This is a genomic window from Actinopolymorpha pittospori (assembly GCF_014873875.1).
In the GTDB taxonomy this organism is placed as follows: domain Bacteria; phylum Actinomycetota; class Actinomycetes; order Propionibacteriales; family Actinopolymorphaceae; genus Actinopolymorpha; species Actinopolymorpha pittospori.
Window position 1 is genome coordinate 554,815 of record NZ_JADBEM010000001.1, and the last position, 15,832, is coordinate 570,646.

The 15,832-nt window shown below is 63.5% G+C and carries 10 protein-coding genes and 1 pseudogene; 6 read left to right on the forward strand and 5 right to left on the reverse strand.

The window, feature by feature from the left end; translation table 11 throughout:
- Positions 1 to 256: 256 nt before the first annotated feature.
- The 4 genes from HEB94_RS02570 (at position 257) to HEB94_RS02585 (ending at position 4,845) form a co-directional block, all read left to right on the forward strand.
- Positions 257 to 541, forward strand: coding sequence for a hypothetical protein (locus HEB94_RS02570; RefSeq protein ID WP_192748457.1), 285 nt, complete (start codon positions 257 to 259; stop codon positions 539 to 541).
- A 407-nt stretch (positions 542 to 948) separates the two neighbouring features.
- A complete protein-coding gene (locus HEB94_RS02575; protein WP_192748458.1) occupies positions 949 to 1,785 on the forward strand; it encodes a vWA domain-containing protein in 837 nt (278 codons plus the stop codon).
- On the forward strand, positions 1,782 to 2,618 hold the full coding sequence (locus HEB94_RS02580; RefSeq protein WP_192748459.1) for a protein phosphatase 2C domain-containing protein: 837 nt from the start codon (positions 1,782 to 1,784) through the stop codon (positions 2,616 to 2,618). Before HEB94_RS02575 ends, HEB94_RS02580 begins: the two co-directional genes overlap by 4 nt.
- Before the next feature lie 4 nt (positions 2,619 to 2,622).
- A complete protein-coding gene (locus tag HEB94_RS02585; protein WP_192748460.1) occupies positions 2,623 to 4,845 on the forward strand; it encodes a hypothetical protein in 2,223 nt (740 codons plus the stop codon).
- Positions 4,846 to 5,190: 345 nt separating this feature from the next.
- On the opposite strand, the pseudogene HEB94_RS02590 reads toward HEB94_RS02585, so the two are convergent.
- From HEB94_RS02590 to HEB94_RS02610, 5 genes and pseudogenes are all read right to left on the reverse strand, one after another.
- Positions 5,191 to 6,058: pseudogene (locus tag HEB94_RS02590) on the reverse strand (IS5 family transposase).
- 770 nt (positions 6,059 to 6,828) lie between these two features.
- Positions 6,829 to 7,281 carry a hypothetical protein gene (locus HEB94_RS02595; protein WP_192748461.1) on the reverse strand — a complete coding sequence of 151 codons (453 nt, stop codon included), beginning with the start codon at positions 7,279 to 7,281 and terminating at the stop codon, positions 6,829 to 6,831.
- A gap of 981 nt (positions 7,282 to 8,262) precedes the next feature.
- The gene (locus HEB94_RS02600) at positions 8,263 to 11,460 is read right to left on the reverse strand and encodes a C-terminal helicase domain-containing protein (RefSeq protein WP_192748462.1); all 3,198 of its coding nucleotides are present in this window, start codon (positions 11,458 to 11,460) and stop codon (positions 8,263 to 8,265) included.
- Positions 11,457 to 13,250 (reverse strand): phospholipase D family protein, encoded by a 1,794-nt coding sequence (locus HEB94_RS02605; RefSeq protein ID WP_192748463.1) that lies wholly within the window; start codon positions 13,248 to 13,250, stop codon positions 11,457 to 11,459. The genes HEB94_RS02600 and HEB94_RS02605 overlap by 4 nt, the downstream gene beginning before the upstream one ends.
- Positions 13,237 to 14,478, reverse strand: coding sequence for a DUF6361 family protein (locus HEB94_RS02610; RefSeq protein WP_192748464.1), 1,242 nt, complete (start codon positions 14,476 to 14,478; stop codon positions 13,237 to 13,239). Before HEB94_RS02610 ends, HEB94_RS02605 begins: the two co-directional genes overlap by 14 nt.
- A gap of 159 nt (positions 14,479 to 14,637) precedes the next feature.
- On the opposite strand from HEB94_RS02610, the gene HEB94_RS02615 reads away from it, so the two are divergent.
- On the forward strand, positions 14,638 to 15,108 hold the full coding sequence (locus HEB94_RS02615) for a DUF6884 domain-containing protein (RefSeq protein WP_192748465.1): 471 nt from the start codon (positions 14,638 to 14,640) through the stop codon (positions 15,106 to 15,108).
- Positions 15,105 to 15,815 carry a GIY-YIG domain-containing protein gene (locus HEB94_RS55055; RefSeq protein ID WP_192748466.1) on the forward strand — a complete coding sequence of 237 codons (711 nt, stop codon included), beginning with the start codon at positions 15,105 to 15,107 and terminating at the stop codon, positions 15,813 to 15,815. The genes HEB94_RS02615 and HEB94_RS55055 overlap by 4 nt, the downstream gene beginning before the upstream one ends.
- Positions 15,816 to 15,832: the final 17 nt, after the last annotated feature.

A 15,832-nucleotide genomic window follows, 5' to 3' on the forward strand; every position in this document is an offset into this window, starting at 1 on the left:
AGTACGGAAGAGTCAGCGGTCGAGCGCGCTGAGTCGCGCGGGAGCTCGCACGGGCAAGTTGCAGTCCACTCCCGCCGCTCCTTCGTTCGCCCACCCCACGTGGAGCGTCCCCGCTGCGCACTCCTCGGCGGTGCGTTCACCAGCCGCCCCACGACGGCGGCGCGGGCGCCATCTCGCAGGTTTCAGCAGGGCATAATTGGGGGAATTGTCCAATTAGATCTCCTGCCGTCCCGGAAGAGGAACGTCGCACGTGGCCATGCGGTACACAGCCGGCTGGAACGCCCGCGGACTGAAGCCCGACACCCCGCCGACCAGCTTCGACGACATCCGCGACGCCATCGCGCACCTCGTCCGGACCATCGAGCGGCGCTGGGATGATGACTACCGGACCTGCGAGACCCCCGACGACCGCCTTGACATCGACGACAAGTGGCTCCCGGTCCACACGGCGCTCCACAACGCCGGCGACGGGTCGACCTTCCACGGCACCACTGGCGACGACAGTCTCAACTTCTGGATCAGACCTGCCGGCACCTCGTAGTACTCGAGTTACCGAAGCTCAGGCTCTCTCTCGCGACACCAACCCGAAGTCGCCGTCTCCGCAGGCCTTTGGTTCGAGCATGACGGGCATGACCGTCGACTGGCGAACCGGGCTCGAGGAGCTCCGCCACTCGGTTGTCCTCCGGCCATCTAAGTGTCGGGGCCGTACCAAAGCCATGCGCGGTACCAAGTCGCCGGAGAACTAGCCGCCGTCCACCCGGTCCGGATCGACGAGCGCCTGGAAACAGTCCGGATGGTTTCCAACAACTAGACCGCCTCCGTCGCGACACGACATGGCCATAGTAGTGACAGACCTGAGTACGCTCAGTTAGGCTACGCCCTCAGGGGGACCGATCCGGCATAGGCCATAGCGGTCTCTGGGACGACACACTTCCGGGAGCGCCACGCATGCCGTACAACGCCGAGATCAGCCGCAACAATCCTGCCTGCTTTATCTTCCTCGTCGACCAGTCTGCCTCCATGAGCGACCCAATCGGAGGCGAGTTCCCTCAGAAGAAGGCAGATGTCGTAGCCGACGCTATCAACAGGCTACTCATCGAGCTGTCCGTGAGATGTGCCAAGGAAGAAGGCGTGCGAGACTACTTCCACGTGGGCGTCATCGGTTACGGCACCACTGTAGGGTCAGCGTTCGCCGGAGATCTGGCTGGACGCGACTTGGTTCCGCTGAGCGAAGTCGCAGATAATCCAGCACGGCTGGAGGACCGACAGAAGAAGGTCCCAGATGGCGCCGGAGGATTGGTCGAGTCCACAACCAAGTTCGCAATTTGGATGGAACCGACTGCGAATGGCGGCACCCCCATGACTAGAGCACTGAAGTACGCCGAGACACTCGTATCCGATTGGGTTCAGCGTCACCCTGAAGGCTACCCGCCGATCGTATTGAACCTCACTGACGGCGAATCCACCGACGGCGATCCGGCGCCTGCCGCAATTGCGGTAACAGGCCACGCTACGAGCGATGGCGCAACTCTTCTCTTCAATCTTCATGTCTCGGCCGCCGGCGGGTCCCCTATCATTTATCCCGACTCGGACGCCGAATTGCCGGACACCTATGCCCGTGCGCTATTCGCAATGTCGAGCATTTTGCCGAGTCAAGTCCGTGCGTATGCCGCATCGGAAGGCCGCCGCGTCGGCTCGGAAGCCCGCGGCCTAATTTATAACGCCGACGCGGCTACGGTAGTGCAGTTCCTGGAAGTTGGCACCCGAGCTTCCGAACTACGGTGAGAACCACTGGCCTCTACACCTCGCATTTCCTGGCACCTAAGCACGGCAATGCCCCTGACGAATGCGAGGATGCCTTATACGTGAGGCCGGACGTCGCCGTTGACGTCCTAGTCGACGGACCCATTGTGGCAGCAGTATGTGATGGCGCATCAGAGAGCATGCTTGCTGGACAATGGGCGAACATACTCGCTGCCGCGGCACTAGATCATGCATCTGCCTCCTTGGACTTTTTCGGCGCCTCGGACGAGTTTCGAGACTTTGCCGCCGAAGTTGTCTTCGAATGGTCGCTATGGGTTGACGACTACGTAGCACAACGAGTTCAACAGGGAAGACCGCTCAAGTGGTATGAGGAGGCGAAGCTCCCACAGGGCGCTTTCGCAACCCTGCTTGTGGTGCATGTGGCTTCCGAGTCAGCTGCCGATGACAGTCCTTACGTATGGCGCGCGGCCGCCCTGGGTGACAGTTGCCTATTCCACGTACGCGACGACAAGATCATCGCCACCTTTCCCGTCCAGGACAGCGCCGACTTCGGCGTGACCCCCGATCTCTTTGGAAGTGTTAATCGCAACGGCCGCCTACTGGCCGAACGCAGCCGATTCCTAGAGGGGACATGCGAAGCCGGCGACCATCTGTTCATGATGACCGATGCACTAGCAGCATGGTTTCTCAGGTGCCGGGATCTAGGAGACGTTAGACAAGCCATACATCAACTCAGGGAGCTCGACAAGGGAAATGATCTTCAACCGTTCCTTGATTGGATCTCCACCCTTCGGGCGACTGGAGATCTTCGTAACGACGACGTCTCATTGATTCATATAGACATACAAGGATAGCCGGATGACGGCGATTAGTGCTGGAAGCGCCGGCCAACGGAAGATATTCCCGTCTGGCGCTGAATACTCTAATGCACTACAGAACACTGCAATCGCCTTTCGACGGCCGGACCTCAAAGCAGCACAAGTCACCCTAACCAAACTTGGCATGCCGAAGGCCTTATCCGGAAATTTCGCAAGTGTTTTCTCGCTTCGCACTACGACCGGGCAACGGTACGCCCTCAAATGCTTTACACGCTACGTTCCTGACCAGGAGAAGCGATACGACGAGATCAGTACTCAGCTAGCTAAATTGGACCCGGCGCGACTCTCCCAGCCGTGGAAGATGGGCTTTGAGTATTTGTCCGATAGCATCCTGGTCAACGGTAGCTGGTATCCAGTGCTCAAGATGGAGTGGGTTGAAGCAACAACCCTGGCGCGCTGGCTTGAGGGGAATTATTCGGACAGAGGTGCGACAGCACAACTTGCCACGCGTTTTGCCGCACTCACCGCAGACCTCGACGCGAATGGAATCGCACACGGAGATCTGCAGCATGGCAACCTGCTAGTCGCATCGGACGGCACCTTCCGGCTTGTCGACTACGACGGAATGTACGTGCCCGGGATGCGAGGACTCCGGGCATCGGAGAACGGGCATCGGCACTATCAGTCGCCAGTTCGAAGTTCCGCCGACTTCGGACCTTTGATGGACCGATTCTCATCGTGGGTAATTTATCTCTCCCTCCTCGCACTTTCGGTTGATCCCAGCCTGTGGAACAGACTCCACGAACCGGGGAGCGAGTATCTGCTACTCACCGAGGACGACTACAACAGTCCGGACACTGCAACACGCTTCCCCGAGTTGCTAAGCCATACGGACCGCACCGTTCGCGATCTCGCCGAGCTGGTCCGTAGCCTGACCCGGCAGCCTCTGAACGCTTTGCCTGCGTTGTCGACCTCGCAGACAACAGCTTCGCGATCCGTCGGAACGCCCAGGACACAACGCAGCTTGGCGACTGGTGCTCGAGCGGTGAGCCCTGGCACCTCGGCCAACGGCCTTCCCGGCTGGCTCACTTCTCATATCTCCGCCACTGTCGGATCACCTCCACTATCCCCAGCGACAATTTCGACCGTCGGAGCGCGGTTCTCTGGCCGACGCTTCGCCGAAGTCCTACTGATGCTGCTGCTGCCACTGTCCATTGTGGTGCCAGGACTTCTGGAACTCTCTGGCCAACTCGCGCCTCACTTGGTCCCAGCCGTCCTAGGTGCTGCTACAGGTGGAACACTGGCACTGAGCTGGCCCGGACGACGCACTCGACCGGAGACTAAAGACGCGCTCGGCCGGGTCAGGGAACTAAAGAGACAACGAATAGCTGCCAAGAACCCCTTAGCGGCCGCATCCGCCCTGCAGCGTGAGCGCGACGCATTCGAACGCGCCGAATCGTCGCGCTCGGCTGCGGTGGCGAGGAAACGACAGGACTATACCGCCAGTCTCACTTCTGAAATGCAATCGATCGAAAGGGCGAAAAGTCAAGAAATCCAAAAGCTGGATCACAAGATCTCTGGCCTGGACAGCGAGCTTCGTACGGCGCTCCGGGCAGCGTTGGCACCGCTCCAGCGCCGCTATGTCGAAAGCGAGCTACAGAAGGCTCAGATCGCTAGGGCAAGCCTTTCCAAGATCGGACCGAAGATTGTAGCGAATCTGGCCGCAGTGGGTATTCGAACCGCAGGTGATTTCACCGACTTCCGACTGTTGAGTGGGGGTGGTCGCTATAACAGCACCACCGCAGTCCTCGTACTGACAGGCGGCCGCAGCGTGCACGTAGACCTTGTCGGCCCAGAACGGGCCCGCACTCTCAAAGACTGGCGGGATAGACTGAAATCTCGAGCGGAAGCCGCATGCCCCATCCAGCTCACTGCGAAGCAACGCGATGATATCGAAACAAAGTTCAAGCACAAGAGGGTTCAGCTTGAGAACGAACGCACTAGCAGCGTGTTGACGGCACAGAAGAAGCGAGGCGAAGCACAGCGTCGCGTTCAACGTGAGCTCGATATCCTCGGTTCGGAAGACGCGTCTGCGTTGGCGCGAGCAAAGGTCAAGCGGTCGTCATTCGATCAGCGCGCCTCTGACTTACAGAACGCCAGGGTCGACTTTGTCGCCATCGAAGCTGCCCTGCGGGATGCCCGGCAAGAGAAACACGGCCTGTCGCATACCCGCTACCTTTGGTTCGTCCTAACAGGACGCTGATGCACCCGCGGCCCATCACCGATCTCTCAATGTTGGTCTGAGTCCACCGCGGAGCGCAGTTCGCGGCGCTCGATCTTGCCGGTCGAGAGCACGGTGTCGCATGGAGGCCCCTGCTCGGCCGTGGCGCGGATCCTGCGCGAGCCCGGTTCAATGACCCACCGGCGCGGCACCGCGCCGAAGTAGCGCAACACTCTCGAGCGAGTCCGTACTGGTAGCTCACGCTTGGCGCGTCCAGTACAACCATCTGAAGAACGACCCCGTGAGTTTTCCAACCCGTCGTCCAGTCGGAGGCCTCAAAAGCTTGGATGCCTTCGGATCCCCCGTGGGCGGCTAGGGCGTGTCTCTTTATGGGCGGAGCCAGGTGAGGACGGCGGCTAGGACGATGCCTGCGCGGTAGGTGAGCGCGCGAGCTTGTCGTATCGGGTGGCGACGCCGCGCCAGTTCTTGAAGGTGTTGAAGGAGCGTTCGACGATGTTGCGACGTTTGGAGATCTCGCGGTCATAGCTGATGGGCCGGCCACCGCGTGTGCCGCGCCGTTTGCGGTGGCCGGCTAGGTCGCTCGGCTCGGGGATGACCGCGGTGATACGACGTGAGCGGAGCGGGGCCCGGTCGGCGCGTGAGGAGTAGGCCTTGTCCGCGAGCACCCGCTGCGGTCGGGTCCGTGGCCGACCAGGCCCAACGCGGCCGACACCGAGCGCGGCCAGAAGGTGGGCAAACATCGGAGAGTCACCGCCCTGGCCAGGCCCAAGCAGCATCACCAACGGCCGTCCCCGCCCGTCACAAATGTGATGAATCTTGGTGGACAGCCCGCCACGGGAACGACCGATCGCGTGATCAGCCGGTTCGACCAGCAACTCCTTGTGATTCGCTGATGCCCCCTGTGTCATGTCCCTGACCAGGCTCCCGCCGTGTTGATGGACCCGGTTGATCGTGGAGTCCACCGACACCTCCCAGTCCAGGTCACCGGCCGCATCAGCCTGTGCCAGCAACTGGGCGAGCACCCTGTCCCACGTCCCGTCCGCAGCGAAGCGGCGAAGCGGCGATGCCGCTTCCACACCGTCTGCCAGGCCCGAACCTCAGGCAGATCACGCCACGGGATCCCACACCGGAACCGGTAGATGTTGCCCTCCACCACCTGCCGATGCTCCCGAAACAGGCGCCCACGCCGACCATCCGAAGACGGCAACATCCCCTGGATCCGAGCCCACTCCACATCACTCTAGGAGTGGCGGGTGAGGACGAATGTCGCCCCCAGCGAGGATGCCTGCACAGCCGATCTCTATCCCTCGGGGTACGTCCGTCAGGCACATGCTAGGGAGAAATTACAGATTAGTAGTTTTTCAGAGCAATGGATGGACGGACATAATTGACCTAAGCTTGAGGGCGGCGAGGGACCGGGGGTAAATATGGCGAGAAGCAAGAGGCATCCGCGTCGTGATTGGCTAGTGATACTTATAGGTTCTGCTGGATATATATGGTTTAGTCATTGGTGGATAGGGATATTTGGATGGGTGGCACTAGCGATTATCTGCTTCACATTCTTTTGGCCAATGTACTGCGATGTTGAGACGAAAGGCTCAGGCGATCCCTGTGGAAATCCTGTTCGAGGACTGGTCCGCGCGTGTCGATGGCATCGTAGGGAGAAATGGGATGCAATCCTCTCTACCTTCCGGATCGCCAATCCCGCTTCCCCTCTCCGGATCATGTGGAGTCGGTCACGGCTCGGGGGAACACGAACGGCTGAATGCTCCGGATCCCCTTATCTACTGGGAACGGGAAAGCTTGTTTATGAGAGCCTGACCTTAGTCTGCGCCATCCTAGCGACCGCTGTCGCCGTAGCGACGTTCTGGTTCACATACGTATAGTTCTCACTCCCAGGCTAATTTGTATCGCACGCGAGATGTTGCGGGCGAACCCACGCCCTTCCGCCCATCAATTCGTCGTACTGGATCTGGCCATGGCCGTGCGTCTCGGCCTACTAGTTCAAACCTTGAGGTCTGACCGCGCCCTGGCGAGGGCACCGGCCAACACATCGTAGACCCTCTCATGACCGAACTTAAGATCTCTAATGCTCTCCACCTTATTTAGATCTCCGACCGCCTGACGAACCGAGTCGAGTTCCGCCTGCAGGCTGTCACTGCTGCTCAGAATGGCGGCTTGGCCGATAGCCGATCGGACCCGCGCATTGCAACGATACGCCTCTTGCCGGAGCTCCTCGCGTCCCGGGTCCGCGGGCGACTCAAGCCGAGTTTTGACTCGGTTGTATGTCGCGCGCTCGTAGTCGTACATGGCCGTCGCGCAGTCGCCGTACACGCGCACCTTGGCGTCGAGAATCCGAATTTCTCGGTTACTCCGACGCTGCCAATAGGCAGCTAACCACACTCCGAGGAGCGTCGACGCAAATCCCATAGCGGCGACTACAACAGTGGAATCCATTGCTCGACTCTACGGGTTTCTGCTGGCTGCCGCTCTCACCGACTCTCGCTCGAGCGCCACCACGCGGCGGCTCAAATCGCCCGGAACCTGGCCTCACCGCTAGCGGCAACGGAGGGAGACGCACCTTGATACCAGTTCGGATTACCTACGCCTGCCCAACGTGGGTATCCCCCCCCGGAGACCGTGTAGACGGACGTACTACCGTTGGACCGTCTACCGGTCTTACGGCACTGTTGGCATCGCTTGCTTAGTTGGCCCGTTGCAGATGGCCTGAAGACTGTTCCACAAGCAGAGCATTGGCACCAGCCCCGCTGGAGAAGACACTCTGCGCAGAGAGATTCCTTGTCCCACGCCTTACGGCCGCAGCTGCATCGCTCGCGCGGGATGCGCGTGCGTCCGGGCCGCCCGCCGCTCGGGACCGCTCGCTTCTTCCTTGAGGTTCGCAGCTTGGTGCCAGTGCGCTCGCCCTCCCTGTCTACGGGCGTTTGCTCCAACGCTTTGGGTACACGCGTATCGGCGAGTGAAGCTCTCGTATCGTCCGAATGAGCACTCCGATCTCGGGTGCTGCGATCTCTGGGCCCCGCAATCCGACTGGATCTGCGCGTCAGGTGACCGGCTGGATCTACTCTGGTGTAGCCGAGCGTGGCGGGCCCGGTCGCGACCGCTCGGCGGAGTGCGGTCGAGAAGTCCTCCGGAGCGGGCTGAATGCTCTGGCGTCGCCTTGCCGGTGGCCTGCTTGGTTGGATGGCGGCCTTGAGTGCACGCAATCGCCGGCGAAGCTGAGCCGCAGCTTGTCCTCGGGCGACCTTCGGCTTGAGGCGGGCCACCTCAACATTGATCTCTCGGACCAGCTCCACCTTCTCTTCCCTTGTCAGGACCGTACGACTGCGCGCCTCAAGTTTGGCCACGCTGAGCCTGGTGGCGTTCATGGCGGCTTCAGCGAAGTATCCCGGGTCGCGCTGCGGTAGACCGTCGGATAGTTCACCGTTCATGGCTGTTCCCCCCTGCCACGAGGTCGTTCTCCAGGGTCGTCCGAACTGCCTCGGCGTTCCTCGCGCCGTCTGGAGGTGTCAGCGTGAGGGCCGCCGACGCAGCCTGCTCGGCATCCACCCCCGCACGCTGCAGGAGGGCGACAAGGTCTTCCTGGCGAGGCTGACCGAATGCGAGGCGGTAGAGCGCCAGCTCGTCCTTGAGCCGGTCGAGCTTGGGGATGTCGCGGCTGAGCACGTACGGCATGACATGTCGCTCGATCTTCGCCGGCCCCGGGTAGACCCAGTACGGCGCGAAGTCTCCAAGCGGCCCGGACTCCCTGCGCGCTGCGTCGTAAGCCGCCTTCCAAACGTCTGGCTCACCGGACTGGAGCGCCTCGGACCGGTATCGCGCAGCGACGTTGCGGCGTACGGCGTGCCCTCCGAAGCGGTGTACCCGCCCTTCGCGCTGCTCGAAGTCGACGGGGTTCGCCGGTGTGTTCCAGTGCACAACGGCAGAGCACCACCAGTGGAAGTCGATGCCCTCCTGGCCGGCGCTGGTCGTGGCGAGCACGAACGGCCAGAATGGGCTGTTGAAGGCGTTCCTCACCTCGGGCTGCCGCGCGCCCTCGGCGTCGTCTCTGCGTCCGCCGTACCGCAGGGCGAACCGGCTGAGCAGACGGATGGGTGTCTCGGGATTCCCGGGGTCGAAGGCCTGGTACGTGGATGGCCGGAGTGACAGGACCTCGGCGGCCGCTGTGGCGACACCGAGCAGAGACTCATCGTCGAGTAGTCCCTCGCCCGAGCTGGCCCGAAGGTGGTGAAGGTACTCATCAAGAACGGCCTGCAGGCCACCGGACGCGCAGTAGCGCAGGACGGCGCGCCAGTAGACCGGATCGAGATCGAGATGGTCAAGCAGCAAGGTGGATTCGAGCCGGTTGAACAGGCTCCGCAGACCGCCGGACAATGTGGCGGCAGCACGCCAGCGTCCACGTTCCGTGATCATGTCGCTGGGACCGACAAGCCGGCCGAGCGCACGCCACGCGACGTTCCCTGGTCCGTGCATCGCGAGTGCCACCAGGTCGCCAATACAGCCGTCGACCCCACCATCGATGCGTTCGTCACCGGCGGCCGTCTCCCTCGCCAGGGCGACGTGACGCCCAAGGCGCGTCGGCTCCCCGTCCACGTCCTCTTCGGACCGGCCCGACAGCGCTCTGACGGCATCGGAGTCTGACAGCCCGTCCGGGAGCGCGGCGCCTGGCCACCGGAAGAAGGCGGACCATGCGGGCACGTCGCCGTCGCGAGCGCCGGGGCGGGAATCGGCAACCTCGAGAATCTGGCGGCGGGCGGCGTCTTCCATTTCCGCCTGGTTCGGCAGCCGGTCTGCCCGTGCTCGGGCCAGAGCGAGTGGATCACACAGTGCGGCCAGGACGGGGTGCGGCCAGAACAGTGCGAGCGTGCTCATCGCTCCCGGACGGGTACCGTCGAGCCTGTAGTCCAGACGGGTAGCGACCCGGCGCCGCTCGGCCGGATCGTTTCTGCGGAGCCGGCCGTCGGCCAGGCGGCGCTCGACTTCGTAGCTGAGTAACCCTGCCACCGCTGTGGGTGTCGCTGTCCATGAGGAGAACAGCAGCCGCTTGGTTATGCCTTGCTCCGCGGGTGTGCTGAAGGGCTCTCCGAGCGAGTAGTGAGGCATCGACGGGGGCAGCCAAAGTAGCTTCCACCAGCCCTGGTTCACCGTGTCAGCCGCGAGCTGCCTCAGGCGACCGTTGCCCAGGTCCACGGGCGCATAGCGGCGCATCGCTTCGACGTCGAGCAGCTGGGCGGCGCTGAGTACGCCGTCAAGCTCATCCTGCGTGCCGTCTCGTACCGCGGCACGTAGCCTCTCACCGAGCTTGTACCCCTCGGTGAAGTTGAGGAAGTACGGCGCCGACTTCCAGTACTCGATGCTGCTCGGCGCGTCGAGCAGCTTTGCCACGCGAGACAGTGCGGCGTAGCCTCGCACCTCGGTCACACGCAGGTCGTCGATGACATACCGTCGCTCCTGGTGCATCTGTGCCTGCACCTCTGCGGGACGCTCGGTGCGGGTCATGACCTGGAGCAGGAGCCGCCGAAGCTCATCCCGGTGACCGTCGACCTCGGCGCCCTTCACCAGAGCGGTTCGGTACGCGTCGAACGTGACGGTGACGTCGGCGTTCCACTGCGGGTCGTCGCACAGGAAGGACAGGGTGCGGCGGAAGTCGCTGTGGTGGTCCTCGCCCAGTGCGGCTTCCTCGGCGAGGGTGAAGGGCTTGTATGGCGTCGCGGACAGTAGCAGTGTCTTGGTCTGCCCGTACTCGAACAGATGGTGGGCGAGCTCTGCCGCCTCGCCACCTTCGTTACGGTCCAGCAGGTGTCGGAACCTCTGGAACTCATCCAGGATCACCAGGTCCGGCTCCAGCGTTTGGACGCCCGCGCGGGCGAGGGTGGCCCGCATCTCTCCCGTGAGTTGCGATGCACGCTCCTTCAGGTCTTGCGGCAGCGTGGTGCGTCGGCCGATGTCGTCGATCAGCGCGTTGAACCCGCTGAGAAGTCTCCCTCGCTTGGCCTCGCGCAGGAACGTCTTGCTGATCTGTCGATCTATCTCGCCCTGAAGATCGTGCTCCAGGCGGCTGATCTCGTGCTCCAGTGTCTCCAGCCGCGCCGTGGCTTGCAGTGCGCGAAGCGCAGCGCGGCGTGACCATCCGTCCCAGTCGTTCGCCGCTTCCAGGAGGAGGAAGAGCATCGCACGCTCTTCCGCTTTACCAGTCCGCCAGCCCTTGTCGAACGACGTGCCGGGTGTGAAGGCGACCAGGTTCAGTGGCTTGCCGGCGCTGGCTTTGGCGGCCTGAAGTTTCTTGCTGTGGCGGGCGAGCATGGTGAGGCGGCTCGCGAGGGGGATGCTCTCGTCCGGTGTGACCTTGAGGCGTGCGAGGTTCTGTTTCGCGATGTCCTGGTTGGAGCAGACGTAGATGATGTCGACGCGGTCGACAGTGTCGTCATCTTGGAGCCGTTCGTGCAGCTTGGCGATGACTCCGCGGGCCACCACGCTCTTGCCGAGCCCGGTCTCGTCCGCGACCAGGAACCGCCTGGTCGGTTGCTCGCCGAAGAACCTGTCGATCACATGGTTGACGGTGGCCCGCTGGAAGTCCTTCAAACCGGCCATCACCGATTCGGAGCTGTAGCGGTTCATCCGGCCTCCTCCATGGCCAGCTCGCGTCGCACGGCGGCGACGACATCCCAAACCTCGACGAAACCCTCGGGGAGGAGCGCGTCTCCGTCGTCGGTGGACCGGAGTCGGTCCACCAGCCGGCCGAGGTCGTCGAGTTGCTTCGGTCGATCCACGAGAGCACGCATCAGCAACTCGAGGATGCCGAGGCCACCGGTTGTCACCCAGGTCCCACCGGAGGCATCCCCGTCCGCGGGTATCAGCATGCTGTGATCAGCGCCGAGGCCGAGCAATAGCGCGAGGAACCGCAGGAACTTCTCGGGAGTGTCGATCTGGCGGGCGAGCACCTGGTCCAGCCGATCCGCTGGGTCGCCGACGAGCTGGGCATGGACCACGGTGGTAGCCCGGCCGCCGTGGTCGTCCTGTGCGGTGATGATGACGAACGGGGTTACATCGAATACTGCGAGTTCAGCGAAGGATGCGTCGACGGGGACGCCCAGAGCGAGTTCAGCGGCCTCGCCTCGCCGGGTCAGCAACTCGGCTGTGACCCGCACCTCCTCCGCTGCCGGAGCGGGTACGTCCGAGGTCAGCCGGATTCGCAGCCGGCCCAGGCGCCGCGTTCCGTCATCATGCTGGTCGGGCTCAACCGTGGCTGTCAGTGGAATCTCGGCCAGTGCGCGGACGAGATTGTCGAGCACCCGCTGGTCGTCGTCCACCTCGACAGCGGACTGCCGGTTGTAAGGCTCCAGAATCGACCGGAACTCCGCCCCGGCTCCCAGCATTGTCTCGATGCCGAGCTGCTTCCTGCCCCCGACCAGTTCAACAAGGAACTCGACATTCCCGGTGAACGCCGCCCCGGTCGCGTTGGCCGATCCCAGCAGGACGCGGGCGGTGTGACCGTGCTCCACGACGTAGAGCTTCGCGTGTAGGCCGGTGAGGAGGCCCTGCTTCTCTCCGGTCTCTGACACCTCGTCAGGTGGCAGTCCGGCCAGTTCACTCAGGACGTATGCGTCGACACCTTCGAGCGTGTCGCTGGGTAGGCGATCCAGCTCGTCCTGGCGTCCCACGACCGCGACCTCGTGTGAGTCCGCGGTGATCTCCAGCCCGGCCTCGTTGTAGAACGGCGAGACCACCAGACAGCGGGTGCCGGCGAACTTCGGACGCCCACCGCCGGGCACACCGATCGCGTAGAAGGCAAGATCCTTCGCGCCATCAGGAAGCTCCCACTCGACGCGTCGCAGGTCTTCGGCCAGGCTCAGGACTCCTTCTCGCCGTTCGGCGGGGAACGGGGCGACCGCGAAATCGACCGAGTGGCGGAGGAGTTCGAACAGCGGCCGGTTCCTCCCGATCGGCCGATTGCGGACTACGCCGTCCAGGCGGAGGCAGACGTCCCAGCTACGGTCGTTGGTGAGGTTGCGGCTCAGCACGAGCAGCCGCGCCAAGTAGCACTCCTCGTTGGGATCCCAGTACCGCACCGCCCACAGCTTCGGGTGGTAGAGGAACCCTGGGCGTGGCCGGGCGACTGGGTGGATCATGGGTTCGAGGAAGGCCAGCAGGTCAGAACCGGTCCTCGGTACCGTGACGTGGCCGGCCTGGCAGAAGACGTCGACGTGTTCCGCGCTGCCGCGTACCGCTTCCATGATCGCCAACGGATCCTGCGTCTCCCGGGCGGCGTGCGCCCCGAAGGCGAGTGGGACGACCAGCGCGCTCTCCAGGTCGAGGGTGAAGGTCAGGGCGACGGCGCGGTCGAAGCTGGCGCCCGGAGGCGGTCGCAGTGCATCGATGAGGACCGACCGATAATCAGGCGGAAGCATCGTTCGCCTCTCGGCCCAGTCCGTCGTGGATGTCACCGAGGATGCGTCGGACGTTGACCCATCGGTATGTCAGCCGGTCGCTCCCCGAGGCTCCCGACCAGCTGCGGAGCAGCCTCTTGTTGACGAGCCTCGACTGGGCCTTCTTCACTGTCTCTTCCCGTTTCGCGACCATCTGCGCGAGTGGGTGCTGGGTGATGTCCGTCGCTGTCACGGCGGCTGCCGCGCTGCCGTCGGCGACCGCCGCGAGCCATCTGTCCAGGAAATCTCCCAGCGACGACTTCTTCGAGATTTTCGGATTCATGCGGGTCGCGATGGACCACATCCCCGTCCGATCCCAGGAGGGCAGCCGGTACTCGGCCTGAACATTGTTCGACCACTCCTTCAGCCGCTCCCGGTAGTGGTCGACTGGATACTCAACCTGGGTCAGCTTCTCCGCCTCGTACCGTTCGGCGATCTGCAGGTTGTACAGGAGAGCGGCCCCGTGGACCGCCAGCGAGAAGAGCTCCGCATGCCGAAGGCCGGTCGCCAGCTCGGGCGGAGCGGCGGCGGCGGCTGGGTCGGCCCACGGAGCGATCGAGTCCGCCGAAGGCTCATACTCCTCGTCCAGCAGATGTACCAGCAACGAGTGGGGTACGCCGGTCAGCATGCGGTCCCGCAACCAGGACGCCTCGTCGTGCGAAAGGTCGAGGCCGCCGGGGACATCACCGGGGAACCCGTGCGGTACCGGTGGAAGCGTCGGGTGCCACATCCTCGGCTCGCGGTCGGTCAGCTCGTCCGCCTCCGCGTTGCTCCCGAGGTGAACGGTCATCGTGCTCGTCGGCTCGTCGACGCGGCGGATGCCATACCGACCCAACGACGTCCAGTAGATGGTCGACGGCAACGTCTTCACAGCGACGCCAGCAACGCGTCCGATCAGACCGTCGGTTACCCCAGCCCTGCGTAGAGTCGCGACGACCTTCCGCTCGTTCTTCTCGACCGCAGCCGTGAAAGTGGAGCCGGTCAGGCCGCGCCGTTCGGCCTCCAGATAGCACCAGGGGACGATGAGCAGGTAGCGAGCGCGTGTGAGCAGCACGGACGTACCAGGAAACAGCAGCTCACTGAAGGCGTCACGGACCTGACCGATTCCAAGTTCGTCCCGGCTCTCGGTCTGGCTGAAGAGCTGCAGCAGCTCGCGTATTCGTCGCTGGTCCTCACGGGAACTGTCCAGCCACGACAGGCTCGACCCCATGTCTCACCCCCCGGATCGACATCATGATGGCCGCCAGCCAACGATAGGGCCGATCAATCCGGTCCACTGTCGAATCGCCACAAAGTAAGAGCTTGGATTTACACAGTGACCTGCCTCAACCCCCTTTCCCAGCTCGGACGACGAGGCGACAATGCTGAGGTGACGAGCAGCAGGGGTGATCTGACAGAGGTAACCGGAAGCGGCCGACGCATCGGTCTGGTCGGCTGCGTCAAGGAGAAGGCCACCAAGCCGCTGCCGGCGCGCGACCTCTACATCTCCGCGCTGTTCCGTGGACGACGGTCCTTCGTGCTGCGGTCGTGTACCGAGTGGTGGATTCTCTCCGCCGAGCATGGCCTCGTCCACCCTGACCAGGTCCTCGCCCCCTACGACAAGTCGCTCAAGAGCGCGACGAGAGCTGAGCGTCGCGCGTGGAGTGAGGCGGTACTGCGTCGTCTCGACGGAGAGACGCGGCCTGCTTCAGGTGACGTGGTCGAGTTCCACGCGGGTGCCGAGTATAGGGACTACGGACTACTCGAGGGCCTGGTGGCGCGTGGCTGCCGCGTCGAGGTGCCCACCTCGGGCCTTCCGCTTGGCCGCCAGTTGCAGTTCTACAGTGCAGCGTCCGCATGACATCGCGCGCGACTGACCTGGACGTCTTCTATCAGCACCTCCGCGAGCTGGAGCGAACATGCGGTGGTTCTCGACGGCTGGACGAGTGTGATGGCCGCATGGGCTGGCCGCGCCGCGGCGTGTACTTCTTCTTCGAACCGGGCGAACTCCGCGAGGACGGAGTGACACCTCGGGTTGCCCACGTGGGGACGCACGGGCTCCGTCCCTCGCGCGCCACCCTGTGGAAGCGCCTCTCCCAACACAAAGGTCCCAGCGGCGGAGCGATGTCGGGGGGCGGCAACCACCGAGGATCGATCTTCCGACTCCACGTGGGGAGAGCGCTTCTGAGCCGTGAGCCGACATGGTCGGCTGGCATCCGTGCGTCCTGGGGCGTCGGTTCCACCGCAGACCCGGCCGTGCGAGAGCAGGAGTTCCCTCTGGAACGAGCTGTCAGCGAGCACATCAGAGTGATGCCGTTCCTCTGGCTCGAGGTCGACGACCCACCGGGCCCGACCAGCGACCGTGGGCGCATCAAAGCTGGCGCGATCGCACTGCTGAGCAACTTCGATCGCCCCGTCTGCGACGGGCCGTCCGAGGGATGGCTCGGCAACGACGGGAGCCCCACCATTCGCGAGTCCGGCCTCTGGAATGTCGACCATGTCGACGAGGTTCCTGACCCCGCGTTCCTTGACCTCTTGGAGAGCCACCTCAAACGTCAGAGCCCATGACGAGTTCCTGACGACCA